The organism is Afipia clevelandensis ATCC 49720 (assembly GCF_000336555.1).
Classification (GTDB): Bacteria; Pseudomonadota; Alphaproteobacteria; order Rhizobiales; family Xanthobacteraceae; genus Afipia; species Afipia clevelandensis.
Genome location: NZ_KB375281.1, coordinates 2,305,620 through 2,329,557 on the forward strand (window position 1 = coordinate 2,305,620; position 23,938 = coordinate 2,329,557).

The window sequence follows — 23,938 nt, forward strand, 5'->3', positions numbered from 1 at the left end:
CATTCGCGGGGGGAAGCGGCGACTATGGTTGATGTAACGGCAGGCCAGGGCAGCGCGGAGACAACGTCCGGATTTCCCAGCCTTAACGAAATCGGCGCCATCCTCAAACGCGGCGACCTTGCGCTGGCGTTCGGTGTTCTGACCATTCTGGTCGTCTTGATCTTGCCGCTTCCAGCGGTGGTGCTCGATCTGTTTCTGGCGATCTCCATCACCTTGTCGATTCTGATCCTGATGACCGCCCTGTTCATTCAGGCGCCGCTGGAATTCTCGGCGTTCCCGACTGTGCTCCTGATCTCGACCATGCTGCGCCTGTCGCTCAACCTGGCGTCGACCCGCCTGATCCTCTCGCACGGCCACGAGGGCACCGCCGCCGCCGGCCACGTCATCGAGGCGTTCGGCAGCTTTGTGATGGGCGGAAATTTCGTCATCGGCATCATTGTCTTCACGATCCTGATTATCGTGAACTTCGTGGTCATCACCAAGGGTTCGGGCCGCATCGCCGAAGTCGCCGCGCGCTTTCACCTCGACTCGATGCCCGGCAAACAGATGGCGATCGACGCCGATCTCTCCGCGGGCCTGATCGACGAAAAGACCGCGAAGCAGCGCCGCAAGGAACTTGAAGATGAAAGCGGCTTCTTCGGCGCCATGGACGGCGCCTCCAAGTTCGTGCGCGGCGACGCCATCGCGGGCCTGCTGGTGGTGTTCATCAACGTGATCGGCGGCATCATCATCGGGGTTGCGCAGCAGGGCATGGGCTTCGCCGATGCCGCGCGCACCTACACCCTGCTTACGGTCGGCGACGGCCTTGTCACGCAGGTGCCGGCGCTGATCGTCTCGACCGCAGCGGGCCTGCTGGTTTCCAAGGCCGGTGTCAGCGGTGCGGCTGACAAGGCCATGATGAAGCAACTGTCCGGCTATCCGCAGGCGCTCGGCATGTCGTCCGGCGTGATGCTGGTGCTGGCGCTTCTTCCCGGCATTCCCATGCTTCCGTTCCTTGTGCTGGGCAGTGGCGCCGGCTGGCTGGCATGGAAAGCCCGGAACCGGAAGCGGACCGTCAACGCCGAGGAGGCGCGCGAGGCAGCGGCACCGGCCGCAGCGGCAGCCGCCGAGGAACCGATCGCAAGCGCGCTCAAGATCGACGACCTGAAGATCGAACTCGGCTACGCACTGCTGCCGCTGGTGAACGGACCGGACGGCACCGATCGGCTGACCGATCAGATCAAGGCGCTGCGCCGTTCGCTCGCCACCGAAATGGGCTTTGTCATGCCCGCCGTCCGCATTCTCGACAACGTGCAGCTCGAAGCCAACACCTACGTCATCAAGATCAAGGAAGTGGACGCGGGCACCGGCCGCATCTGGGCCAACCAGTTCATGGTGATGGATCCATCCGGCAACCAGGTCACCATCCCCGGCACCCACACCACCGAACCGACATTCGGATTGCCCGCCACCTGGGTTGAGGCAGCGTTCAAGGAAGAGGCCTCGCTCAAGGGCTATACGGTGGTGGATTCCGCAACGGTCCTTTCCACACACCTCACCGAACTGCTCAAGAGCAACATGTCGGACCTCCTGTCCTACGGCGAGGTGCAGAAGCTGCTCAAGGATCTGCCGAAGGAACAGGGCGAACTGGTCAAGGACATCGTTCCAAACCAGATCACGGTCTCCGGCATCCAGCGCGTCCTGCAGCTTCTTCTGGCCGAACGCATCTCGATTCGCGATCTCTCGACGATCCTCGAAGGCATCGCCGATGGCCTCGCCTTCTCGCGCAATCCATCGACGCTTGCCGAGCACGTCCGCGCCCGGCTGGCGCGGCAGATCTGCGCGCAGAATACATCCATGAATGGCTATCTGCCCCTGATCGCCCTCAGCGCCAAGTGGGAACAGGCCTTCGCGGAATCCCTGATCGGAACGGGAGACGAACGCAGCCTCGCGATGCAGCCGTCGCGCCTGTCGGAATTCATGAGCCTTGTGCGCGACCGTTTTGAGCAGGCGGCCCGCGAGGGCGAAGCACCCGTGCTGGTGACCTCGGCCGCGATCCGGCCATTTGTGCGCTCGCTGGTGGAACGATTCCGCGCCCAGACGACTGTCCTGTCGCAAGCGGAAATCCATCCTCGTGCCCGATTGAAAACGGTCGGAAGCGTCTAGTCCGGCACCGCTTCAAGAGCGAAGCACCTGCGGCATTCTGGCCACAGACAAGCCTTTCGTTAAAAAACGGAAATTTCTGTGCTGCGATGCAGCAAGACGAGTCCGTTTAATTAGCTGATTCTGCTGCAGAATCGGGAGTGGTTTACGGTCCTCTCGTTTGTTCAAGACATTTCACTCGTTTGTGAACGCCGCTTGGAAACGAATCCCTGCCAATCTAGTTGTTAGAGCGTGAGGCTTTGAACTCACGGGCTGGCGGACGCGACAAACGTCTGACTGCATCGAAAAGGCGGCGGGAGGTTTGTATGAACCATTCGTTTTATAGTGCGGACCGCATGACACACTTGAAGATCGTTGTTGTGGCGCTCGTCGCCGCGATCGGTGTTGCCGGTCTGGGAATTTCTGCGCGCCTTGCGGACACCGGCTTTACACAGACGGCCCGCGCCACTGGTCCGGCGATCAAGGCGAATAAGGCTGTTGTTCTCACAAGCTCGGAGCAGTCAGCGATCCGGTAAATAAGGTTTTACGAATTCACAAGGCTCTCTTCCCCGCCCCCCGAAGTCGCCTTGTGATTGCTCAGAAGACCCCAAGTCTGAGACCAGAAAACGCCCGCTCCCCACGGGCGTTTTTTGTTGCCTGCATTAGCGCGGCAGTGCCGAAGCTGGCAGCGCGGGAACGCTCTCGATCAACTTGCCGGTATAGACAATCGGTCCTGTGGCGACGCCGGTCGGCGACCCGCCTTCCGGTTCGACGGTTACGGCATACGTCGCCTTGTTGATCGTGTCGCTGTCGTAGTCAGCGAGTCCGGGGCGAATGGTGAAGTCGCTGCCGCCGATCACGCCAAGCGAGCGCGGCCGCTGCAGCTTGTCGGAAACCAGCCACAACTCATAGCTCTTGCCGGGCGCAGGCGCGGCGCCGACCTTTCGTACAGTGAAGTTCTTCGTCTCCGTATCGACTGTGAGAATGAAGGCGGGCGCGGAAGGATTCTGCTGAAGGATTGCGACGAACTGCGCGGCCTGTGCGGACGCGGACGCAGGTGCCGGGACCTTGACTTCCACAACCTGGATCTGCGGCTTGATCCGCAGCTTCTCGGGCAGCAATTCCGGACGATAGGCCTGCAGCGCGATGACCGCGGCCAGCGAAGCCGCAACAGCGGTCATGAACCAGCCGAACGTTTGCGGAGCGTTATTGCGGCGGGCCAGCGGAACAACATTCGATGGCGCTTCGGCGACGGGCTCAGGCACGACATCGGGAGCCGTTGGCGCGGCCGGTGGCTCGGTCGTTGCAGCCGGCGTAATGGATTGCTCTGTGATTTCCGGCGCGCGCGGCTCGAGCAGCTTCGCCAGCATCGCGTCGTCCGGCTCGGTCGGCTCGATCGGCTTGGGCGCTTCCGGAGTGGAGGACAGGGTTTCCACCGGCGGCACCGCCACGGGCGGGGGTTCGGCGGGCTTCGGCTCCTCGACAACAACAGGCTGCGGTCCGACAAGACCAAGCTCGGCGCTGATCTTGTCCCACAGATGCGGCGGCGGCTCGACCGGAGCGACCATCTGGTGCAACGGACCGAGCTTGCGATCCCACGCATCGACCACTTCCATGAAACCGTGGTCGACAATCATCATGGTTTCGACAAGCGCGCGCTCATCGGCGCTCAGGGTGCCGAGCGCATATTCAGCCGCAAGCGCGATATGATCTTCGCTATAGTTCATCTCGATCCGACCCGATTATCCCAGTCCCAGACAGCCGCGGATTTCGATCATGCTGCGCCTCAACCACGTCTTGACCGTATTCAGGGGCGTATTGAATTTTTCGGAGAGTTGTTCGCGGCTCCATCCGTTGTAATAAGCCAGCAGCACCATCCTTTGCCGCTCGGGATCGAGCAGTCCGACACACTCCAGTATCCGCTTCAGTTCCTCGGTCATCTCCTTGCGCGCAAGCGGATCGGGCGTATCGGACGCCACTTCCATGGCCGCCGGTTCGTCCTCCAAAGAGGTCTCGCTACGCTTGCGTACGACATCAATGGCCCGATTGCGGACAATCGAAACCATCCAGGTAATGGGCGACGCCAGCGAGGCATTGAACTGTCCCGCGCTGTGCCAGATCTTGACGTAGGCTTCCTGGACGACTTCCTCCGCAAGATCCTGACGCCTCAAGATACGAAGGGCCACGCCAAAGAGTTTCGCGCGGGTGGCAGCATAAAGGCGCTCAAACGCAGCCTCGTCCCCCTTCGCAACCGATGCGAGCAGCCAGATCAACTCAGCCGGCGTCAGCATAATCCCCTCAAAAAACGTCGCTCCGCCGTTCCCGGCAGGAATGGAAATCGAAATGGCGGTTTTGCCCGTTATCTTTCGCCCAGTCGTATCACATTAAGCCGTATCACATCTTGCGGATATCCGGTCCAGTTCCCCGCCGGAGCAAGTACCACCGCAGACCTGAAATCGCTCAAATCGAGACCCGAAAAAGCAAAGCCCGGGCGGAAAGCCCGGGCTTCATATCGCCGAAACAACTCACAAAAACCAGTGCGGCAAGGTCACACATCCAACACATGGCCACAGACTGCGGCGCACGGCGGCAGAACGGTAACCGGAGGTATTCGCCTCAGGCCATCGCGCCGATGCGCGAACGCATCAACCCGATGCTGTCAAGATCGGCCTGTTCGCGCGCACTTTCCTCGGCGCGCTCACGCGCCTGATCGCGCTCGTCGAGAAGCTCGACCTTCTTCAGTTCTTCAAACGCCTCGCCGAGCACGGCCTTGGCGTCCTCGAGCTGCACACGCAGTTCATCCGCGGAGCGGGTCAGGTTTTCGCGGCGCTGGATTGCGGCCTTGGCGTAGGTGGGATAGGCGAAGTGCGTGGGATCGTTGATACCGGCGCGCTCCTGCTCATGCTGGATTTCTCGCTCGAGATCGACCGACATGCGCTGGAAGTCAGCAATCATGCCCTCGATCTGCGCGACCCTCCGGCGCTTCTCGTCGACCTGAAACTTCTTCAGGCGGATCAGCGTTTCACGTGACTTCATCGACTCATACTCCCCAGAAGTCCCAATCTGAAACCGGGACGGAACCGGCACCCCCCAAGGGCCCCTCCGGTCAAAACACAGGTGTCCGGATCATGGCGCGACAAAGTTAGCGTTCCGTTTCCACGGTCTGCAGGATTTGCTCCAATTGACGGTATCCCTCCCCAATTCCGGTGGATTCGTCCTTGGCCTGCCGCAGGAAGGCTTCCAGCGGCTCATGCAGACGAATGGCCTCGTCCACCTCGGGGCTGGACCCGGCACGATAGGCGCCGAGCCGGATCAGTTCCTCCATGTCGGCGTAGGTGGCCATCACCTGCCGTGCCCGGGTGACGCTTGGATAGAAGGCCGGATCTGCAGATCGCGGCATGGTCCGGGAGACGGACTTCAGGATGTTGATGGCGGGATAGCGCCCGCGCTCGGCAATCGAGCGCTGCATCACGATATGGCCGTCAAGGATGCCGCGCACCGCGTCCGCGACCGGCTCGTTGTGATCGTCGCCGTCCACCAGCACCGTGAAGATGCCGGTGATGGTGCCCTCGCCCATGCCCGGACCGGCGCGCTCCAGCAGCTTCGGCAATTCGGTGAACACAGTCGGCGTATAGCCCTTGGCCGTCGGTGGCTCGCCCGCGGACAAGCCGATTTCACGCTGCGCCATCGCAAAGCGCGTCACCGAGTCCATCATGCACATGACGTCCTTGTCCTCATCGCGGAAATACTCCGCGATGGCCAGGGTTAGATAGGCCGCCTGACGCCGCATCAGCGCCGGCTCGTCGGAGGTCGCCACCACCACTACCGAGCGCGCCAGGCCTTCTTCACCAAGATCGTCCTGCAGGAATTCCTGCACCTCGCGGCCGCGCTCGCCGATCAGGCCGATCACCGAGACGTCCGCATCCACGTTGCGCGCCAGCATCGACAGCAGCACGGACTTGCCGACACCGGACCCGGCAAAGATACCCATGCGCTGGCCGCGGCAGCAGGTGAGGAAGGTGTTGAGCGAGCGCACGCCAAGATCGAGCGGCGCGCCGACCCGCTTGCGCGAATGGGCCGGCGGTGGTGCATTCCGGTAGGACATTGGCGAAGGGCCTTGCACCAGCGGCCCCTTGCCATCGATCGGCTCGCCCATCGCATTGATGACGCGCCCGAGCCACGATGCCGACGGGCGCACCTGGCTCGCCGCATTGGCGATCACCGCACGGCAGCCGCGCCGGACTCCTTCGAGTCCCGCAAACGGCATCACCACCGCGTTGTTGCCGGTGAAGCCGATCACCTCGCAGGGGATGAAACGGTTGGTGCCGGTCTCCACCACGATGCGCGCGCCGACCGACATCGCGTGAATGGGGCCGGCAATCTCCACCATGAGACCGCGCACGCCGACAACGCGGCCATAAATATTGACGCCGTCGATGTCGGAGATCTGTTCCGCGAGGGCCTTCATTGCGAAAACCTTAAGTTTCCGCGATTTCGCGGCATCCCCTTAACCCTGTGTTTACCCGCATCGTTAATCATTGCGTCACTGTCTTTGATGACTGAGAGCGCTTGACCTTCAGAACGAAGGTGCGAGTCGCAGGAGTCGGTTAGGCCCGGCTCTTAATGTGGAACTTGAACGGCACGGGTACGAAAAGCTGCTTGCCCGCAATATCTTAGTGCGATTCGACAAAAATTGCACGATAGAGCTTGCAGAGACGAATCAGCTTTTGTTAACCATATGTCGTCAGGATCCGAATCAGTTGTTCAAAGGCGTTTCCAGTGCCGCAAGTAGGCGGCCGGCCTGACGCCCGGAGCGGCGACTATAGGGGACTGGCATGCGCGTATTGCTGATAGAAGATGACAGCGCCACTGCGCAGTCGATCGAGCTGATGCTCAAATCCGAGAGCTTCAACGTCTACACGACGGATCTCGGCGAAGAGGGCATCGACCTCGGAAAACTTTACGATTACGACATCATCCTGCTCGACCTGAACCTTCCGGACATGTCCGGTTATGACGTTCTCAAGCAGTTGCGTGTCTCCAAGATCAAGACACCCATTCTGATCCTCTCCGGCCTTGCCGGCATCGAGGACAAGGTCAAGGGTCTCGGCGTCGGCGCCGACGACTACATGACCAAGCCTTTCCATAAGGACGAACTGGTCGCCCGCATCCACGCGATCGTCCGCCGTTCCAAGGGACACGCCCAGTCGGTCATCCAGACCGGCGATCTGGTGGTCAATCTCGACACCAAGACCGTCGAAGTCGGTGGCCAGCGCGTCCACCTGACGGGCAAGGAATACCAGATGCTGGAGCTGCTCTCGCTCCGCAAGGGCACCACCCTCACCAAGGAGATGTTCCTCAACCATCTCTACGGTGGCATGGACGAGCCCGAACTCAAGATCATCGACGTTTTCATCTGCAAGCTGCGCAAGAAACTTGCGAATGCTTCGGAAGGCCGTAACTTCATCGAGACCGTCTGGGGCCGCGGCTATGTGCTGCGCGAGCCACACGACGACGAGGTTCGCATTCCTGCGTAATACGGGTTGTACCGGGGCCTGTACGGCCCCTCCTCCCAGACTGAACCCCCGCCGCAAATGGCGGGGTTTTTGTTTGTGCGGACCTGAATCCGCCGGGTTCAGATCGCTCCGGTAACATGCAGCAGCACGCCCGCCAATGCGCAGGCCGCCAGCGTCTGCAACATTCCCACATTGAAGCGAAAGATCGCGGTTGCCGCCGCAACAGCCAGCGCGAGTGCCCATGGATCGACACTGTTGGGCACCGGTGCATCGAACGACAGCCCGAAGCCCTGAACCGAAAACGTTTCGCGAAAGACGGTGTGGATCGCGAACCAGATCGCAAGATTGAGGATCACGCCCACGACCGCCGCCGTAATGGCCGACAGCGCGCCGGCCAGAGCCTTGTTCCCGCGCATGACTTCGATGAAAGGCGCGCCGAGGAAAATCCACAGGAAGCACGGCGTGAACGTGACCCAGGTTGCAAGGAATCCGCCGAGTGTCCCCGCGAGCATCGGAGGCAGCGTCCCGGGATCGCGGAAAGCCGCCATGAATCCTACAAACTGCAACACCATGATCAGCGGACCCGGCGTCGTTTCCGCCATCCCGAGGCCATCGAGCATCTCGTGCGGCCGCAGCCAGTGATAGTGTTCGACGGCCTGTTGCGCGACATAGGCCAGCACGGCATAGGCTCCGCCGAATGTGACCACCGCCATCTTGCTGAAGAACAGCGCAATCTGCGTGAAGACATTCGTCTCGCCCATCGCCAGAAAGATCAGAACCACCGGCATCAGCCACAGAAGCAGCCAGACCGCCGCCACCCGCAATGAACCCGCAATGTTAGGGCGTGCATGCCTCGGGAGTTCATCAGACAGCAATGCGTCGACCAGAGCGGCCGATGTGTTGCCCTCCTCGCCGCCGGACACGAACGCGGTCAACCCTGCGCGGGCGCCAAGATAGCCGATCGCGGCCGCAACCAGGATGATGACGGGAAAGGGCACGTTGAAGAAATAGATCGCGGCGAACGCTACCGCCGCGATGCCTTGCATAACCCGGTTCTTGAGCGCCCGCTTGCCGACGCGGAAGACCGCCTGAATCACGATCGCCAGCACCGCCGCCTTGAGGCCAAAAAACAGCGCCGCGACAAATCCAACATTTCCAAAGGCCGCATAGACGTAGCTCAACGCCATAATGGCGGCGATGCCCGGCATGATGAAGAGACTGCCGGCCATGATGCCGCCGCGGATGCCATGCATCAGCCAGCCGATATAGGTGGCCAGTTGCTGCGCCTCCGGTCCCGGCAGCAACATGCAGTAGTTCAGCGCGTGCAGGAACCGGCTCTCGGAAACCCAGCGCTTCTCCTCGACCAGAATGCGATGCATGACCGCGATCTGCCCGGCAGGGCCGCCGAACGACAGCAGCGCAACCCGGAGCCAGACGGAGAAAGCCTCCTGCATCGAAATGCCGGATCGCGCGGCGGAATTACGCTCGGGCAGAACGGGATCAGGCGAAGACATGGGGTCAAGCGAAGACATGGCACGTCCTTGCACGGATGCGGACGCGATGCTTGGGCGGGATACGTGGGCGGATATCTGGACCTGTCGCCTGCGGGGAGATCGCCTGTCCCCGCTGGCATTCTAACGGAGTTTCAGTTTCGCGCCAGAATCTTCGTCTGGCCCGCACCCAATCCCGGCACCAGAGACGGTGACGCCGTGCGAACCGTGTTCGGCGCATAGACCCCGCGAAGGTCAGGGCACGCGCGATAGGCATCAGTGAGCCCGATGACGGTTTCCGCCGCCCCGAGGAACAGATAGCCGTCCGGCTCGCTGATCTTCTGCATCCGGCCGAACACGTCGATCTTGGTCGGCTGGTCGAAATAGATCAGCACGTTGCGGCAGAAGATGATGTCGAAGATTCCGAGATAGGAGAAATCCTGCAGCAGGTTGGCCTGCTGGTAGCGGACCATCGAGCGAATGTCGGGGTTGAGTTGCCACACATCGCCGATCTGCTTGAAGTGCTTCACCAGCAACTGGATCGGCAATCCCCGCTGCACCTCGAACTGGGTGTAGATTCCGGCCTTGGCCTTTTCAAGAACCTCGAGCGACAGATCGGTCGCGACGATCTCCGCGCGCCAGCCCGCGGGCAGCGCATCCTTCAAAAGCATCGCGAGCGAATACGGCTCCTGACCCGTGGACGATGCCGCGCACCAGATGCGCAGGCTCTTGCGGTTGACGCGCGCCTTCAGCAACTGGGGCAGAACCGTATCGCGGACATGATCGAACGGCACCTTGTCACGGAAGAAGAAGGTCTCGTTCGTGGTCATCGCCTCGACCACATCGACGGTCAGTTGTTCGCTTCCCGACTTGAGCTTCTGGACCAGTTCACCGATGCCCGACAGCCCAGCCTTGCGGGCGAGCGGCAACAGACGGCTTTCGATCAGATACTGCTTGTCGGACGACAACAGCAGCCCGGAGCGATCCTTGAGGAGCTTGCGCAGATACTCGTAATCCAGTGGTGTCACGCGCGAACTCCTGAGAAAATACGAACAACCTTGGAAGCGATCTGGTCGAGCGGCAGAACCGCGGCGCAAATTCCGGCATTGGCAACCGCGCCCGGCATGCCCCAGACGACGCTGGTCGCCTCGTCCTGGGCGATCACGTTGCCGCCGGCCGCAACAATGGCCTTGCCGCCCTGCGCGCCGTCCGATCCCATGCCCGTCAGAACGACGGCGAGGATGCCGGCCTGCCAGACGTCGATCGCAGAGGAGAAAAGCGGATCGACGGCGGGCTTGCAGAAATTGATCTGCGGGCCGTCGTCGAGCGCGATCACGGGACCAGCCGCGGAGCGAGCCACGCGCATATGGCGGCCGCCCGGCGCGAGATAGATCTGTCCGGCCTTGATGGCCTCGCCATCGTTCGCTTCATGCGCCTGACGTCCGCTGGCGCGCGTCAGATGCTCGGCCAGAATCGTTGTGAAGGTCGGCGGCATGTGCTGCGTGATCAGGACCGGATACTGGTCGATCACGGGACCTATCCCGGCGACCACGTTCATCAGCGCCTGCGGGCCGCCGGTGGACGACCCGATGAGGAGCACGCGCGGTGCGACCGGCGTGAACGGGCGAAGCGTCAGCTTCGACGGCGGCGTATGCAGTGCCGCGACCGGCGAGACTTTCGCGACATGCGGCGCGGCGGAATGACCCGCCGGCGACAGCGGCGGACTGGCCACCACCGCCGGGCGGCGAAGCCGCGCGCCGAGATGGCGGATCTTTTCGAGCAGATCGCGCTTGAAGACGTCGGCAGCCGACATCTCGCGCGTGCTTTCGGGCTTCGGGATGTAGTCCGACGCACCCAGCGACAGCGCCTTGAAGCTGATTTCCGCATTACGGCGGGTCAGCGTCGACGCCATGATGATGACGAGGTTCGGCTTCTTCTCGAGCAGCAGCGGAAGCGCGGAAATGCCATCCATGTCGGGCATTTCGATATCGAGGACCACGACGTCGGGATTGACCCGCACCACCTGATTCACCGCATCCAGTCCCGTGCGGATGGAGGCGGCGACCGTCAGATCCGGCTCGGCTTCGATCCAGCGGGAAATCATGCCGCGTATCACCGCGGAATCATCCACCACCATGACGCGCAAAGGCTCGTGCCGCTGGGCGGACGAGCCGGTTGGGGTCAGGACTGCAACACTCATGAAAAACTCAACGCAACCGAACAGAAACAACGTAACGAACCCGGTCCGGATGCGGCGCGTGTCAGCGGCCGTTCCAGCACCCGGACTAGATCAGGCCGACCTCATGAAACTTCGCCGTGACGATTTCCTTGTCGAACGGCTTCATGATGTATTCATTGGCGCCGGCATGAAGCGCGCGCGCAATGTGCGCGACATCGTTCTCGGTCGTGCAGAACACGACCTTCGGCTTGTCGCCGCCCGGCGTCAGACGCAGGTTGCGCAGGAACTCATAGCCGTCCATGACGGGCATGTTCCAATCGAGCAGGACAGCATCCGGCATTCCGCGCTTGCAGACTTCCATCGCTTTTTCGCCGTCCTCGGCCTCGACAATCTGGAAATCCAGACCTTCGAGAATCCGCCGCGCGACTTTCCGGATAACGCTCGAATCGTCAACGATCAGACATGTTTTCATTTTAGCCTCTTTGTTGTCTCGAACCCCGTGTGGGCCGCTATCACGGGATCCTGTGCGTTTCGTCCCGACCGGATCAGGCTGCCAGCATGTCCGGATTGATTTCCAGCACGCGATCGACATCGAGAACGACCATCAACTGGCCGTCGAGCCGGTGCACACCGCCTGCCATCTTCGCCATACGCGGATCGAGGTTGACCGGGTTCACTTCCCGGCTGTCATCCGCGAGTTTGAGAACTTCACCTATGCTGTCGATCAGCAGACCATAAGACTCACCGCGCAGATCGACGCCAACCGCCATCGGCGGCTTGCCGTCCTCGTTCTTCGGCAAGCCGAGACGCGCACGCATGTCGATCGCGGTCACGATCCGGCCGCGAAGATTGAGAACGCCGGCGACGTCCGCGGACGCCAGCGGCACGCGAGTCAGCCGCTCGGGCATGAACACGTCCTGAACCCGCGCAATCGGCAGGCCGAACAACTGTCCGCCGATCATCGCAGTCACGTATTCCGTGATACCGCGGTCAGTGCTTTCAACGTTTGCATCCATTGTCATGTTCCTCACGCCGCCTGCTTCACGTCAGCGGTCTGCTCTTTCAGAGCAGCGATCAATCCCGGGCGGTCGAACTTGGCGACGTAGTCGTGGAAGCCGGCCTGACGGCCGCGCTCGATGGCTGCCGGCGAGACGACCGATGACAGTGCGATGATCGGCATGGCCTCCATCTTGCGGTCCGCGCGGATCGCCTCGGCGAATTCAAAGCCGTTCATCTCCGGCATCTCGATATCGGTCAAAACGACATCGAACGTGTTGCCGGACCGCAGGACCGCAAGGCCTTCCTGTCCATTCTGCGCCAGGGTGACGCGATAACCTGCGGCCTTGAGCACCGGCGCGAGCATGTTGCGGAAGAACGCGGAGTCGTCGACCAAAAGAACGGTCTGAGCGGTCGACGACAGGCGCATTTCCTTGCGGCTGAACCAATCGGCAAAGGCCATCGGCAGGAAGTGTCCGACGTCGATCACTTCGGTTGCCTGGCCCTTGACCACCGCGGAACCCAGCACGCCTTCGCGCGAGCTTGCCACTTCGATGCTCAGATGTTCCTCGACGATGTCGATGATCTCGTCGACAACGAGGCCCATCGCGCGGCCGTCGTCGGCGAAGACGAGGATCGGCTGAACGCCGTTCTCACGCAACGTTACGCCTTCCATTTCGACCAGCGGCATCAGTTGCTCGCGGTACTGAACCATGTGACGGCCATTCGAGAGTTCGATCTTCTCGACCGCGATTTCTTCCAGGCGCGTGACCAGCGCCAGCGGCACCGCCTTGGGCTGCGACGAACCCGAGCGGAACACCAGAAGCGACGTGAGCTGGCCATCGGAGCTGGTACGCGACGCTGCGTTCTCGTCCGAAATCTCGCTCTGCGAGGCCGCCGCTGTTCCGAGCGACTGTGCGATGCCGTTCGGGTCGATGATCATGATCACGGCGCCATCACCGAGAATGGTGTTGCCCGAGAACATGCCAATGTGACGCAGCTTGGTGGACATCGGCTTGACCACGATTTCCTCGGTGTGGAAAACGCCGTCGACAACGATGCCGAAGGTCTGGCTGCCGACCTGAGTCACAACGATGAAGCCGTTTTCCGGATCAATCGACGCGCCGTCGTCGATCTTCAACAGCTTCTTGAGATGCATCAGCGGCAACAGCTTGTTGCGCAGACGCAGAACGGGCGTGTCCTTGATCCGCTCGATGCGGTGATCCGAATTGGAGCGCGCGCGCACGAGTTCAACCACCGACAGTTGCGGAATCGCGAAGCGGTCGCCCGCGGCTTCCACGATCAGCGCGGAAACGATCGCCAGCGTCAGCGGAATCTTGATGGTGAAGCTCGAGCCTTCGCCGGGCACCGACTTGACGTCGATGGTGCCGCCGATCTGGTCGATGTTGGTGCGAACAACGTCCATGCCGACGCCGCGGCCGGACACGCTCGTCACCGCCGCAGCGGTCGAGAAACCGGGAGCGAAGATAAACTTGTGGATCTGTGCCTCGGTCATCTTCTCGACGTCGGCTTCGGTGACCAGACCGTTCTGCACCGCCTTCTGCTTGATGCGCTCGGTGTTCAGGCCGCGGCCGTTGTCGGCGATGCAGATGATGATGTGGCCGCCCTCATGATAGGCGGAGACGCGGATCGTGCCCTGCTCCGGCTTGCCGGCAGCGACACGGTCAGCGGTCGATTCCAGGCCGTGGTCGGCGGAGTTGCGGACCATGTGAGTCAGCGGATCCTTGATCAGATCGAGCACCTGACGGTCAAGTTCGGTCTCGGCGCCGTGCATTTCGAGTTCGATCTGCTTGCCGAGTTCGCTCGACAGGTCGCGCACGATGCGCGGCAGCTTCTGCCAGGCATTGCCGATCGGCTGCATGCGCGTCTTCATGACGCCTTCCTGCAGTTCGGCGGTGACGTTGGAGAGCCGCTGCAGCGGCACCTTGAATTCGGAGTCCTCGTTGCGGCGGCTGATTTCCAGCAACTGGTTGCGGGTCAGCACCAGTTCGGACACCATCGTCATCAGATGTTCGAGGGTGTCGACGTTCACGCGGATGGACTGGTTGGCGACCTTGTCGCCTTCGGTGGTTTCGTTCTCGATCACCGGACGTTTCGCACTTTTTGGCGCGGCCTTCGGGGTTTCGGCTTTGGGGGCCTCGGCCTTCGGCGCCGGAGGCTGCTCGACAGGCGCGATTGACGGCGACGCAACCTCGATTTCGGTTTCGCGGAACGCACGCTCAAGCTCGTCCAGCGAGACTTCGCCGGGGCGCAGTTCGCGCTCGAGGGTCTGCGCAACCAGCATGCCGGTGGCTTGCGCGGGCTGCGGCGCTTCCACGGCGGGCGCCGGCGCGGTCACGGCGGATTCCATAGCGGCCACGCCCTGCTCGACCATCTGCTCAAGCGCGTCGATCAGATCGCGGTCAGCGCCTTCCGGCTCGGCCTCGGTTGCCTCGAGCTGGCCAAGAATCTCCTTGATGCGGTCGATCGTATTGAGGATCAGCGTCACGGCCTCGCCAGTCACCGGCATGCCGTCGCGGAATTTGCCCATCAGGGTCTCGGCGGCGTGGGCCAGCGCTTCGAGCCGCGGCAATCCGAGAAAACCGCATGTCCCCTTGATGGTATGGACCAGGCGGAAAATGTTATCGAGAATCTTCGCGTTGTTCGGATCCTGCTCAAAGCGAACCAACTGGTTATCGACGGTATCGAGGCTCTCGTTGGTTTCAGTCAAAAATTCCCGCAACAAATCGTCCATGTAACCGGCCTTCTGGCAAGGGAGGCATGAACGTCATGCCTCCGAAAGTTCGGCCAGTGTCGGTGCAAAGCGTTTAATATTGGTTGAGCAACCCGAAAAGAACGCCCTGAATAAACCGATAACACACGCATACACGCCGCGGAGACTCTCCGCGGCGCGCCGTTCATTAAGACTTTATGAAGATGCTGCGCGTGCAGCGCCTCACTCATGATGCTGTCAGGGTGACGGCATCCGTTTCGGCTGTGAGCGAGACCTTCAGCCCGCACGCCTGCGCGAGCAACGCCGTGTAATAGGGCTGAACGGCATGCGCGGACACCGATCCGGCGTTATCGAGATTGAGCTGCGCGGCGACGTTCTGCGGCTCGCGGGCATTGGTACCGGCGGCACGCAGGCGAAAGCCCATCGTGTCGCCCTCGCCGACCGGATCGACGGTGAGTTCGCCGCCGCGTGGAATCGCCTGCTGCGCGATGACGAACATGTTCAGCAGCAGCTTGACGCGGTTCTTGGCCATCAGGACATGCGGCAGATTCCACGTAATCTTCGTCTTCTCGTCCTCGAGATGATTGCGCGTCATCTTCTGCGCTTCGCCAAGATCAATCTGCGATCCGGCGGAGCCTGCGGCGCCATAGGCGATGCGGCAGAACTGCAGGCGCGCCGAGGTCGATTTCGCGCTCTTGCGGATCAGATCGAGCGCGAACTCCTTGTCGTCGTCCTTGTTGCTGCTGTCGAACACTTCAAGGCCGTTGACGATCGCACCCACCGGATTGATCAGATCATGACAGACGCGCGAGCACATCAGCGCCGCAAGTTCGAGCGCATCGGGCGTGGGACCGGGAGTTGGCGTGCCAGACATAGAATTCCTCGGATTTTCGGTGGTTTTTCCGCGATTTCCTGTGATCATGCGCTGACGATGAGCCGCACCGTGCTGACGCGGCGAATCACACATGCTTTATGGTTTGATACACTGCGGTTGGGCTCTCGGCCACCGACGCGAGGCACCCGACCACAGCGGATTGAAGGCTGACCGATGACCACGACTGCACTTGACCGCGATGCTGCGGCCACCCTGATGGAGCCGCTGACAGACATCGTCGTGCAGGCGGGCGCTGCAATTCTTGCGGTGAGCCGTTCCACGATGCAGGTCACCGGCAAGCCGGACGGCTCGCCCGTCACCGAAGCGGATATGGCCGCCCACCACATTATCTCGGAGGGCCTCGCGAAACTTGCGCCGGATATTCCAGCGCTGTCCGAGGAGCGCACCGATCTTGCAGCACGCCCTTACAAGGGCAGCTTTTTCCTCGTCGACCCGCTGGACGGCACCAAGGAATTCGTCGCCGGGCGCGAAGAATATACCGTCAACGTCGCGCTCATCACCCGCGGGCAGCCGCTGCTCGGCATTATCGCCGCTCCGGCGCTTGGCGTGGTCTGGCGTGGGCTCGTGGGCAAGGGAGCCGAAAGGCTGCTTGTCACCAAGGATGGAAAGTCCCGCGCCGGGCAGCCGATCCATACCCGCCGCCATCCCGGCCCCGGCGGCGCCTGGATCGTGGCCGTGAGCCGGTCCCATGGCGACAAGCGGACCGAGGCCTTTATCGCGGATCGCCCCGGAGCGATCCGGCAGGCGCTGGGATCGGCGGTCAAATTCGGGCGGATCGCCGAAGGCGGCGCCGACATCTATCCCCGGCTCTCCCCGACCTCCGAATGGGACGTCGCCGCAGGCCATGCCGTCGTGACCGCCGCGGGAGGAAAGATCACCGACAGCAAGGGAGCAGACCTTTGCTTCGGAGAACTCCGCGAAGACTTTCTGGTCCCCGAATTCATCGCCTGGGGCGACCCGTCGGTGTCAGTAGTTTGAAAGCGTTTCGACGAGGGCCGGCCACCGGCTGTCCGCGCGTCCGGCGATGCCGTCCGGGTCGGCCGCAAACGCCGCGCGGTTTTCATCGCGGCTGAACAGGTAAAGCCGCTCGCCTGAAATCAGCCACACCTGCGCCCGCCCTGCGACAATCTTGCCTTGCGCCACATCGACAGGATCGTAGCCCCCAAACCGGGGTCCGTAGATATCCGGATGCGCGAGAAAGACGGCCCGGTTGGCGTCGTTCCGGAAACGCCAGACAGCGCCGCCCGAGGAAGCCTCGATGTCCGGCTCCCCCTTGGTGGCCTCGGAATCGGTGAAATAGGCGACAGGATCAAATCCGTCGATGGCGAGGCCGCTGTAGCGGTTGACGACAACACGCTCGGTCACCGCTGCCCATGCCGAGGCCACCGGTCCAGCCGGGCTCACAGCCCCTGCCAAGACCGCAAGGCAGGCGATTCTAAGGTAGCGCCCTTTATTTTCCTGCCGCCGTGCCGTCATAGTTGATGCTGATAACAATCGAGTCGGGGACGTGGGACCGCAGCTTAAGCCTTGCTTCTCAGCAAGGCGTTAAGCGATGGCCATGAAATCCGGCCATGAAATCTGGCCATGCAGTACGGCCATCCGGTGGTCCAAGGGGTTCCTTCATGACCTTTGCTTTGCGCATCGCGGCGCTGGTGTTTGCAGCGACGATCTCCCTGGCCATGCCGGCCTCGGCCCAGCAACGCACCACCAATACCTATGGTCCGGAAGAACTGGTCGGCGCTGGCCACCGGTTCTTCGGCAGCGTCTCGCGCGGTCTCGCCTCCGTGATCGAGCGCGCGGTCAGCCAATGGGGTCTGCCCAACGGCTATGTGCTCGGCGAGGAAGGCAGCGGCGCGTTCGTGGCCGGGCTGCGCTATGGCGAAGGCACGCTCTACACCAAGAACGCCGGCGACCTGCGGGTCTATTGGCAGGGTCCGTCGGTCGGCTTCGACTGGGGCGGCGACGGCGCGCGTACCATGGTGCTGGTTTACAACCTGCCCGCAACAGAGGCGATCTATCAGCGCTTCGCCGGCATCGACGGTTCGGCCTACATCATCGGCGGCTTCGGCATGACCGCGCTGACCGCCAACGGCATCGTGCTGGTCCCGATCCGCTCCGGCGTCGGTCTGCGGCTCGGCGCCAATATCGGCTACCTGAAGTTCACCCCCCGGGCCACCTGGAACCCGTTCTGACGGTTTCATGACCGCTTTGACCGGCTTTCCCTCGCATCCCGTGCGGAGGGGCGCGGATTCACGTTAACGCATGGTCCAGCTAGCTTTTTCCCGGCCCGCCATGGCATGGTGAAAAGGTAAATAATTTCTCACGCAGGGGTCACGCCGATGGTCGAACCGATCATGTATCTGGCGATCGGTTTTCTGGTTTCGATGCTGTTCGGTCTGATGATCGTGCCGCTGGTGCACAATCGCGCGGTCCGCCTGACTACCAAGCGCCTCGAGGCCGCAACCCCGCTGTCGATGGCCGAAATTCAGGCCGACAAGGACCAGCTCCGCGCCGAATTCGCGATGTCCGCCCGCCGGTTGGAAATGAGCGTCGAGCAGCTCAAGAACAAGACCTCCAGCCAGCTTGCCGAACTCGGCAAGAAATCGGACGCCATCAATCGCCTGAAAATCGAACTCGGCGAGAAGAATGCCGCGATCTTTGCGCTGGAGACGCGCGAGAAGGCGCTGAAGGATCAGTTGCGCACGACGGAAGAGGAATTCACGGCGAAAACGCAATCGCTGCGCTCTGCCGAACAGCAACTCGCCGACAAGCAGGCCGACCTCGGCAAGCTCAACAGTGAACTTTCCGAACGCGCGATGACGGCGGACAGCCGCCAGGTCGAACTGGTGGCGGTGCGCAGCCAGATCGAGGTGCTGCAGGCCCGCGTCAACGAAGCCGAGAAGGAAGTCGCGAGCAGCCAGCAGCGCCTCACCGACCATCGCAACGAGGCGGACATCGCCACCCGCGAACTCAGCGATGCGCGCGGCAAGGTCGAAAATCTCAGCGGCAAGGTCGGCGATCTCGACCGGCAACTGGTGGTGCAGACCAAGGAAACCGAACTGCTCTCCACCCGCGTCACCGATCTCGAAAACCGCCTTGCGATCCAGGGCAAGATCCTCGCCGAGCGTGAATACGAGAACAACCTGCTGCGCCAGCAGGTCGAGGCGGCGAAGCAGACCGAGCAGAAGCTGCGCGAGGATATGACCTCCGGCACCGGCAACACTGCTGCGATGGACAAGTTGCGCGTGGAAAAGACATCTCTGGAGGAGCAACTCACGCTCGCCCGCGACGAGCGCGCCAAACTCCAGCGCGACATCAACCTCATTCAACAACAGGCGGAAAGCTCGTGGTCCACCGAGCGCATGGAAAACGCGCTCCTTCGCGAGCGTATCAATGACATCGCGGCGGAAGTCGCCAAGCTGGCTGTGACGCTTGAAGGCCCGGACTCGCCGATCGAAGCGATCCTGGCGTCGGAGGAGCAGAAACCGGCCATCAGCAGCATTGTCAAAGGGGCCGGCACGAACGGGACTGCGCCTGCAAATGGATCTGCGCCAAACGGCGCGGCCACCGAGGCACGCGGTACGCTGGCGGAGCGGATCCGGGCGCTGCAGACCCATGCCTCGCGCGCCCGGCAGCCGGGTTAGGTGAAATCCGGCTTTCGTGCGGGATATCAGCCAAATTCTGCCGGGCGCGGGCTGGCCGCGCTTGACACCGCGGCTCCGGCTTTCGTAAATCCCCGCTCCGAAAGACATCCGGTGGTTCCGGGCGCATAGCTCAGCGGGAGAGCGTTCCCTTCACACGGGAGAGGTCCAAGGTTCGATCCCTTGTGCGCCCACCATCCGCCGCAAATTTCCAAAACGTGAAGTGAGGGTGCGAGCCTTCGGCCGCAGCTTCTTTCATATGCGATCGTCGCTGCAGACGTCAGTCTCAGGCGGTCAGCACCGGACACGAAGCAGAATTTTCGCGGAACGGACGGAAGAGCGGCCCCGCGCAACACCGGGGCGAAGCGCGTCAGTCGAACGCCGCCTTGATCGTGGTGTACTTGCCATTCATCGTCGTACCCATGCCGTTGATAGCGGCGAGAATAACGATCGAGATCCCAGCCGCGATCAGAGCGTATTCAATCGACGTCGCAGCACTCTCGCTGCGAAAAAAATCGGACACCAATTTCATGGGTCAAACCTCTGTGCAATTCTTGCATATGGTCGCCACGTCCGGCGACTGTCTTGACAGGCCACGGCTAACCTATCGGCAAGAAGCTGCCGAAGACTTAACTAAACATTTCCATGATACCGCCCGCCCGGACGATTTCCCGCCAGGGTCATATCTGGGCTGATTTCAAAGCCAGCAGCGCCAGCAGCCGCAGCCGCTCCGGATCGCGCTCGCCCTGCGACGCCAATTCAACGATGTTCTTCGCCAACGCCTGAACGCGGGCCGACCCGACCGGAAACGGCAGGGTGTCCACCGCGTCTTCAAAGGCGCGCGTCATCAATTCAATGGTGTCCGGGCTGAACGACGAGCCCTGAAAAACAGTCATGTCGGGAACCTGGCAAGATATCCATGCTCAACGCACGAGGCTTGCGCAGGGTTCCCGGTATCCGCGGTTACATCACCACTTCGATCAGCCGCGGTCCCTTCTCGCGCATCGAATCGGACAGCGCCCGCGAGAAGTCCTCGGCGGTTCTGACTGATATCGCCGTCACGCCCATGCCGTTTGCCAGCGACACCCAGCTGAGCGTGGGATTGTCGATGTTCAGCATGTCGAGCGCCTTGCGTCCCGGCTCACCCGCGTCGACGCCCGCGAACTCGCCTTTCAGAATCTGATAGGTGCGGTTGGCGAACACGATGGTGGTGACGTCGAGACCCTCGCGCGCTTGGGTCCACAGCGATTGCAGCGTGTACATCGCGCTGCCGTCGCCGACCATGCAGATGACCTTGCGGTCCGGGCACGCCACCGCGGCGCCGGTCGCGACCGGGGTCGAGAAGCCGATCGAACCGCCCATGTTCTGCAGCCAGTCATGCGGAGCCGCCGCCGCCGTCGGCGGAAAGAAGCCGCGGCCGGTGGTGATGGATTCATCGACCACGATCGCGTTTTCCGGAATCGCCATCGCAATCGCCTGCGCGATCGACGCATGCGTCAGCGCGCCGGTGGGCTTTGAAAGCTCCATCAGCTTCTGCTGCGGAGCATCGCTGGCCTTGGCGCCGAGGGCGTCCGCCAGCGCATGAAGCGCAGCGACGGAATTCTCGCCGGCCTCGCACATGCGATGCACTTCGCAGTCTTCCGGCTTGAGCAGGCTCGGCTTGTTCGGATAGGCGAAGAACGCCACCGGATCGTTGGCCTCGACCAGCACGATGTGGCGGAAGTCCTTCAGGATCGGCAGCGCCTGTTCGATCACGTAGGGAATACGGTCGATGGAAAAACGCCCGCGTCCGCGCGCCATGCGCGGATTGTAGGTCTGGCCCATCACCTTGCAGCCGGTCTTGCCGGCGATGCGCGCGGCAAGTGCGAGGCCTTCGTCCGTCAGCGCCTTGCCGGTCATCAGCAGCAGCGTCGGCTCGCCGCTGCGCAGGACGCGCGCGGCTTCATCGACCGCCTGCGGCGAGTAACTCGCGCGCTGCGAATCCTCAGGCACCTGCGCGATGCCGTCGGCTTCATTCCATGCGGTATCGGCGGGAAGGATGAGGGTCGCGATCTGGCCGGGATGACTTCTGGCTGCGGCGATCGCCGCAGCGCCATCGCGTGCGATGGATTTTGAATCCGGCGAGGTGCGGACCCAGGCCGACATCGGACGCGCGAGGCCTTCGATGTCCGAGGTCAGCGGCGCGTTGTATTCGATGTGATAGGTCGCGTGCTGGCCGACGATGTTGACGATGCCGGAATGCGCCTTTTTGGCGTTGTGCAGATTGGCGAGGCCATTGGCGAGGCCGGGGCCGAGATGCAGCAGTGTCGAGGCCGGCTTTCCGGCCATGCGGTAATAGCCGTCGGCGGCGCCGGTTACGATCCCTTCAAACAGACCGAGCACGCACCGCATGCCATCGACCCGGTCGAGTGCGGCCACAAAGTGCATCTCCGATGTGCCCGGATTGGTGAAGCAGACATTCACATCGCCCGCGACCAATGTCCGCACCAGGCTTTCCGCACCGTTCATCATTTCACTCCCGTATTTTCTTGTCATCACTTGCTGGGTGAACCACCCTTATGACAGGTCATCGGAGTCAGCGGTAGACTGGATCGGCAGCATCACCGTGCGCACGGAACATGTCTCGCGGAAGTCACGCCTCGCGCCGATAATGTGGTGTGCCAGCGCCATTCACGTGTCCGTGGGTTGCGGAGAATGGCAAATTGTGGCCTTTCTCGCGTATTCGTGGCACCTGTGATCCGAATGCAAGGTCATGCAAGACCTCGGGCCCACAGTATTTCCTCCCGCGGTCCGACGATCACCTATGAGGATTCTAATGACGCGCCTTTTGACCGTTCTTTTTACCGCCGCCGCCATCGCCGCCAGCACCGGCCTTGCGAAAGCGGACGCTGAATTCAATCCGCTACTTCAGCTTTTCGGGGGCGGCGCGACCAGCGGCGCAGGCCCGGTCCCGCGCACCACCGTGAACTTCCAGGGCAACTATGCGCCGGGAACGATTATCGTCGATACGCGGGAACGCCGTCTGTATCTGGTGCAGGAGGGCGGACGCGCCCTGCGCTACGGCATCGGGGTTGGCCGCGACGGCTTCCGCTGGTCGGGGGTGCATCGCATTACCGCCAAGAAGGAATGGCCGGCCTGGACCCCACCGGCCCAGATGTTGCGCCGCCGCCCCGACCTGCCGCGTCACATGGTGGGCGGTCCGGACAATCCGCTCGGCGCCCGGGCAATGTATCTCGGCTCGACGCTGTATCGCATCCATGGATCGAACGAGCCCGAGACGATCGGCCAGGCCGTGTCGTCGGGTTGCTTCCGCATGGTGAACGATGATGTCATCGACCTGTACAACCGCGTTCAGGTCGGCGCGACGGTGATCGTGAAGAACTGAGGGCGAAACGCCGGACATATCTTCAAAGGCCGGCCCCGGTGGCCGGCCTTGCCATTTAATAACTCAAGCCCGCCGACACCCGGCTCGGACCGCAATGAAAACATCGTCGGCAATCAAGATTGTCGTGCCGGGAATTGCGGCCCTGGTTGGCTTTTTCGTGCTCAGGATCGCGATTGCGCCGCCCGCCGCTCACGCCGAAACGCAGAGCATCGGCGCTCGGCAACGCGCAGAGAAGAAATCCTTTACCGACAGCCAGATTATCGATGGCTTCATGAAGACCGCATTCGGCGCCGAGTATCATCTCGCAGGCCAGGTTGACCGCATCCGCAAGTACCAGATGCCGGTGCGGGTCTTTCTCGATGGCGCCACGCGCGCGGACCGGCAGAAGCAGATCGGCAAGGTGATCCGCGATGTATCCCGGCGGGTGCAGCATCTTGACATCGCTCTGACCAAGAACCGCGATCAGGCCAACACCATCGTCACACTGGTGCGGGACCGCGATCTTCAGAAAACGATCACATCGTTCTACGGCCCCGAGAAGGCCAAGGAGATCCACGACTCGCTGGACCCGCAATGCCTGTCCGGCTTCCGCAAGAACGACGATTTTGAAATCCAGCGCTCCGATGTGATCCTCACCGTCGACAACGGCGACTTCGTCTTTCTCGATTGCGCGTATGAGGAACTGCTGCAGTCGCTCGGCCCGATCAACGACACGGACTCCGTGCCATGGACAATGTTCAACGATCAGGTCTCGATGGGGTACTTCGACCTTTACGATCAATACCTCATGAACATCCTCTACGATCCCCGCATCAAGGCGGGCATGACCGTGGATGAAGTCCGCGCCGTGCTGCCGTCGATCCTGCCCGACGTACGGGCGTGGGTCGCGAAGATCAACAATCTGCCGAAGTAACCCTCATTCCGAGGAGCGCGTTTTGCGCTTCGTCATTGCGAGGAGCCATTAGCGCGTTTACGCGCGTC

General features: G+C 62.0%; 23 protein-coding genes and 1 tRNA gene. 9 read left to right on the forward strand and 15 right to left on the reverse strand.

Annotated elements, in window-relative coordinates; all coding sequences use genetic code 11:
- Positions 1–24 precede the first annotated feature (24 nt).
- Positions 25–2,145: a flagellar biosynthesis protein FlhA gene (gene flhA, locus HMPREF9696_RS11000; RefSeq protein ID WP_002713076.1), complete on the forward strand. Its 2,121-nt coding sequence runs from the start codon at positions 25–27 to the stop codon at positions 2,143–2,145.
- Between the two features lie 302 nt (positions 2,146–2,447).
- Positions 2,448–2,657, forward strand: coding sequence for a hypothetical protein (locus tag HMPREF9696_RS11005; protein ID WP_002713077.1), 210 nt, complete (start codon positions 2,448–2,450; stop codon positions 2,655–2,657).
- Positions 2,658–2,783: 126 nt separating this feature from the next.
- On the opposite strand, the gene HMPREF9696_RS11010 is transcribed toward HMPREF9696_RS11005, so the two are convergent.
- From HMPREF9696_RS11010 to fliI, 4 genes are all read right to left on the reverse strand, one after another.
- A complete protein-coding gene (locus tag HMPREF9696_RS11010) occupies positions 2,784–3,848 on the reverse strand; it encodes an anti-sigma factor (RefSeq protein WP_002713078.1) in 1,065 nt (354 codons plus the stop codon).
- Positions 3,849–3,863: 15 nt separating this feature from the next.
- Complete coding sequence (locus HMPREF9696_RS11015) at positions 3,864–4,412, reverse strand: sigma-70 family RNA polymerase sigma factor (protein WP_002713079.1); 549 nt, start codon at positions 4,410–4,412, stop codon at positions 3,864–3,866.
- Positions 4,413–4,737: 325 nt separating this feature from the next.
- Positions 4,738–5,157, reverse strand: coding sequence for a flagellar export protein FliJ (gene fliJ / locus HMPREF9696_RS11020; protein ID WP_002713080.1), 420 nt, complete (start codon positions 5,155–5,157; stop codon positions 4,738–4,740).
- A 106-nt stretch (positions 5,158–5,263) separates the two neighbouring features.
- Positions 5,264–6,589: a flagellar protein export ATPase FliI gene (fliI, locus tag HMPREF9696_RS11025; protein WP_002713081.1), complete on the reverse strand. Its 1,326-nt coding sequence runs from the start codon at positions 6,587–6,589 to the stop codon at positions 5,264–5,266.
- Positions 6,590–6,956: 367 nt separating this feature from the next.
- Here fliI and ctrA point away from each other — a divergent pair, with 367 nt between their 5' ends.
- On the forward strand, positions 6,957–7,658 hold the full coding sequence (ctrA, locus tag HMPREF9696_RS11030; RefSeq protein WP_002713082.1) for a response regulator transcription factor CtrA: 702 nt from the start codon (positions 6,957–6,959) through the stop codon (positions 7,656–7,658).
- Between the two features lie 98 nt (positions 7,659–7,756).
- Here ctrA and chrA read toward each other — a convergent pair whose 3' ends face one another.
- From chrA to chpT, 7 genes are all read right to left on the reverse strand, one after another.
- Entirely contained in the window at positions 7,757–9,151 is a 1,395-nt protein-coding gene (chrA, locus tag HMPREF9696_RS11035) for a chromate efflux transporter (protein ID WP_051053311.1), read from the reverse strand.
- A gap of 131 nt (positions 9,152–9,282) precedes the next feature.
- Positions 9,283–10,155 carry a CheR family methyltransferase gene (locus HMPREF9696_RS11040; protein WP_002713084.1) on the reverse strand — a complete coding sequence of 291 codons (873 nt, stop codon included), beginning with the start codon at positions 10,153–10,155 and terminating at the stop codon, positions 9,283–9,285.
- Complete coding sequence (locus HMPREF9696_RS11045; RefSeq protein ID WP_002713085.1) at positions 10,152–11,327, reverse strand: protein-glutamate methylesterase/protein-glutamine glutaminase; 1,176 nt, start codon at positions 11,325–11,327, stop codon at positions 10,152–10,154. The genes HMPREF9696_RS11040 and HMPREF9696_RS11045 overlap by 4 nt, the downstream gene beginning before the upstream one ends.
- A gap of 85 nt (positions 11,328–11,412) precedes the next feature.
- Complete coding sequence (locus tag HMPREF9696_RS11050; RefSeq protein WP_002713086.1) at positions 11,413–11,778, reverse strand: response regulator; 366 nt, start codon at positions 11,776–11,778, stop codon at positions 11,413–11,415.
- Positions 11,779–11,851: 73 nt separating this feature from the next.
- On the reverse strand, positions 11,852–12,322 hold the full coding sequence (locus tag HMPREF9696_RS11055; RefSeq protein WP_002713087.1) for a chemotaxis protein CheW: 471 nt from the start codon (positions 12,320–12,322) through the stop codon (positions 11,852–11,854).
- A gap of 11 nt (positions 12,323–12,333) precedes the next feature.
- Positions 12,334–15,057: a hybrid sensor histidine kinase/response regulator gene (locus HMPREF9696_RS11060; RefSeq protein ID WP_002713088.1), complete on the reverse strand. Its 2,724-nt coding sequence runs from the start codon at positions 15,055–15,057 to the stop codon at positions 12,334–12,336.
- A gap of 205 nt (positions 15,058–15,262) precedes the next feature.
- Positions 15,263–15,910, reverse strand: coding sequence for a histidine phosphotransferase ChpT (gene chpT, locus HMPREF9696_RS11065; RefSeq protein ID WP_002713089.1), 648 nt, complete (start codon positions 15,908–15,910; stop codon positions 15,263–15,265).
- A 174-nt stretch (positions 15,911–16,084) separates the two neighbouring features.
- On the opposite strand from chpT, the gene cysQ reads away from it, so the two are divergent.
- Positions 16,085–16,909 carry a 3'(2'),5'-bisphosphate nucleotidase CysQ gene (cysQ, locus tag HMPREF9696_RS11070; protein ID WP_002713090.1) on the forward strand — a complete coding sequence of 275 codons (825 nt, stop codon included), beginning with the start codon at positions 16,085–16,087 and terminating at the stop codon, positions 16,907–16,909.
- Here the strand turns inward: cysQ and HMPREF9696_RS11075 are convergent.
- Positions 16,898–17,317, reverse strand: a complete 420-nt coding sequence (locus HMPREF9696_RS11075) for a YHS domain-containing (seleno)protein (RefSeq protein ID WP_002713091.1) — start codon at positions 17,315–17,317, stop codon at positions 16,898–16,900. The genes cysQ and HMPREF9696_RS11075 overlap by 12 nt on opposite strands.
- A 236-nt stretch (positions 17,318–17,553) precedes the next feature.
- Here HMPREF9696_RS11075 and HMPREF9696_RS11080 point away from each other — a divergent pair, with 236 nt between their 5' ends.
- From HMPREF9696_RS11080 to HMPREF9696_RS11090, 3 genes are all read left to right on the forward strand, one after another.
- Positions 17,554–18,123, forward strand: coding sequence for a DUF1134 domain-containing protein (locus tag HMPREF9696_RS11080; protein WP_002713092.1), 570 nt, complete (start codon positions 17,554–17,556; stop codon positions 18,121–18,123).
- A 147-nt stretch (positions 18,124–18,270) separates the two neighbouring features.
- Positions 18,271–19,575, forward strand: a complete 1,305-nt coding sequence (locus HMPREF9696_RS11085) for a coiled-coil domain-containing protein (RefSeq protein WP_002713093.1) — start codon at positions 18,271–18,273, stop codon at positions 19,573–19,575.
- A 119-nt stretch (positions 19,576–19,694) separates the two neighbouring features.
- Positions 19,695–19,769, forward strand: a tRNA-Val gene (locus HMPREF9696_RS11090).
- A 173-nt stretch (positions 19,770–19,942) separates the two neighbouring features.
- Here HMPREF9696_RS11090 and HMPREF9696_RS11095 read toward each other — a convergent pair.
- From HMPREF9696_RS11095 to HMPREF9696_RS11105, 3 genes are all read right to left on the reverse strand, one after another.
- A complete protein-coding gene (locus HMPREF9696_RS11095; RefSeq protein ID WP_002713094.1) occupies positions 19,943–20,104 on the reverse strand; it encodes a Flp family type IVb pilin in 162 nt (53 codons plus the stop codon).
- A 148-nt stretch (positions 20,105–20,252) separates the two neighbouring features.
- The gene (locus HMPREF9696_RS11100; protein ID WP_002713095.1) at positions 20,253–20,468 is read right to left on the reverse strand and encodes a hypothetical protein; all 216 of its coding nucleotides are present in this window, start codon (positions 20,466–20,468) and stop codon (positions 20,253–20,255) included.
- A 67-nt stretch (positions 20,469–20,535) separates the two neighbouring features.
- On the reverse strand, positions 20,536–22,080 hold the full coding sequence (locus HMPREF9696_RS11105) for an acetolactate synthase large subunit (protein ID WP_002713096.1): 1,545 nt from the start codon (positions 22,078–22,080) through the stop codon (positions 20,536–20,538).
- A 307-nt stretch (positions 22,081–22,387) separates the two neighbouring features.
- On the opposite strand from HMPREF9696_RS11105, the gene HMPREF9696_RS11110 reads away from it, so the two are divergent.
- Positions 22,388–22,957 (forward strand): L,D-transpeptidase, encoded by a 570-nt coding sequence (locus tag HMPREF9696_RS11110; RefSeq protein WP_002713098.1) that lies wholly within the window; start codon positions 22,388–22,390, stop codon positions 22,955–22,957.
- 94 nt (positions 22,958–23,051) lie between these two features.
- A complete protein-coding gene (locus HMPREF9696_RS11115) occupies positions 23,052–23,870 on the forward strand; it encodes a DUF2927 domain-containing protein (RefSeq protein WP_002713099.1) in 819 nt (272 codons plus the stop codon).
- The last annotated feature ends 68 nt before the right edge of the window (positions 23,871–23,938 follow it).

Excerpts from the sequence above, each read along its gene's own strand:
- HMPREF9696_RS11005 (WP_002713077.1), top strand. The coding sequence starts at position 2,448 with ATGAACCATTCGTTTTATAGTGCGGACCGCATGACACACTTGAAGATC.
- HMPREF9696_RS11110 (WP_002713098.1), top strand. The coding sequence starts at position 22,388 with ATGACGCGCCTTTTGACCGTTCTTTTTACCGCCGCCGCCATCGCCGCC.
- HMPREF9696_RS11115 (WP_002713099.1), top strand. The coding sequence starts at position 23,052 with ATGAAAACATCGTCGGCAATCAAGATTGTCGTGCCGGGAATTGCGGCC.
- ctrA (WP_002713082.1), top strand. The coding sequence starts at position 6,957 with ATGCGCGTATTGCTGATAGAAGATGACAGCGCCACTGCGCAGTCGATC.
- HMPREF9696_RS11045 (WP_002713085.1), bottom strand. The coding sequence starts at position 11,327 with ATGAGTGTTGCAGTCCTGACCCCAACCGGCTCGTCCGCCCAGCGGCAC.
- fliJ (WP_002713080.1), bottom strand. The coding sequence starts at position 5,157 with ATGAAGTCACGTGAAACGCTGATCCGCCTGAAGAAGTTTCAGGTCGAC.
- flhA (WP_002713076.1), top strand. The coding sequence starts at position 25 with ATGGTTGATGTAACGGCAGGCCAGGGCAGCGCGGAGACAACGTCCGGA.
- HMPREF9696_RS11080 (WP_002713092.1), top strand. The coding sequence starts at position 17,554 with ATGACCTTTGCTTTGCGCATCGCGGCGCTGGTGTTTGCAGCGACGATC.
- HMPREF9696_RS11050 (WP_002713086.1), bottom strand. The coding sequence starts at position 11,778 with ATGAAAACATGTCTGATCGTTGACGATTCGAGCGTTATCCGGAAAGTC.
- HMPREF9696_RS11095 (WP_002713094.1), bottom strand. The coding sequence starts at position 20,104 with ATGAAATTGGTGTCCGATTTTTTTCGCAGCGAGAGTGCTGCGACGTCG.
- fliI (WP_002713081.1), bottom strand. The coding sequence starts at position 6,589 with ATGAAGGCCCTCGCGGAACAGATCTCCGACATCGACGGCGTCAATATT.
- HMPREF9696_RS11100 (WP_002713095.1), bottom strand. The coding sequence starts at position 20,468 with ATGACTGTTTTTCAGGGCTCGTCGTTCAGCCCGGACACCATTGAATTG.
- chpT (WP_002713089.1), bottom strand. The coding sequence starts at position 15,910 with ATGTCTGGCACGCCAACTCCCGGTCCCACGCCCGATGCGCTCGAACTT.
- HMPREF9696_RS11010 (WP_002713078.1), bottom strand. The coding sequence starts at position 3,848 with ATGAACTATAGCGAAGATCATATCGCGCTTGCGGCTGAATATGCGCTC.
- HMPREF9696_RS11055 (WP_002713087.1), bottom strand. The coding sequence starts at position 12,322 with ATGGATGCAAACGTTGAAAGCACTGACCGCGGTATCACGGAATACGTG.
- HMPREF9696_RS11105 (WP_002713096.1), bottom strand. The coding sequence starts at position 22,080 with ATGAACGGTGCGGAAAGCCTGGTGCGGACATTGGTCGCGGGCGATGTG.
- HMPREF9696_RS11060 (WP_002713088.1), bottom strand. The coding sequence starts at position 15,057 with ATGGACGATTTGTTGCGGGAATTTTTGACTGAAACCAACGAGAGCCTC.
- chrA (WP_051053311.1), bottom strand. The coding sequence starts at position 9,151 with ATGTCTTCGCCTGATCCCGTTCTGCCCGAGCGTAATTCCGCCGCGCGA.
- HMPREF9696_RS11085 (WP_002713093.1), top strand. The coding sequence starts at position 18,271 with ATGGTCGAACCGATCATGTATCTGGCGATCGGTTTTCTGGTTTCGATG.
- HMPREF9696_RS11015 (WP_002713079.1), bottom strand. The coding sequence starts at position 4,412 with ATGCTGACGCCGGCTGAGTTGATCTGGCTGCTCGCATCGGTTGCGAAG.
- cysQ (WP_002713090.1), top strand. The coding sequence starts at position 16,085 with ATGACCACGACTGCACTTGACCGCGATGCTGCGGCCACCCTGATGGAG.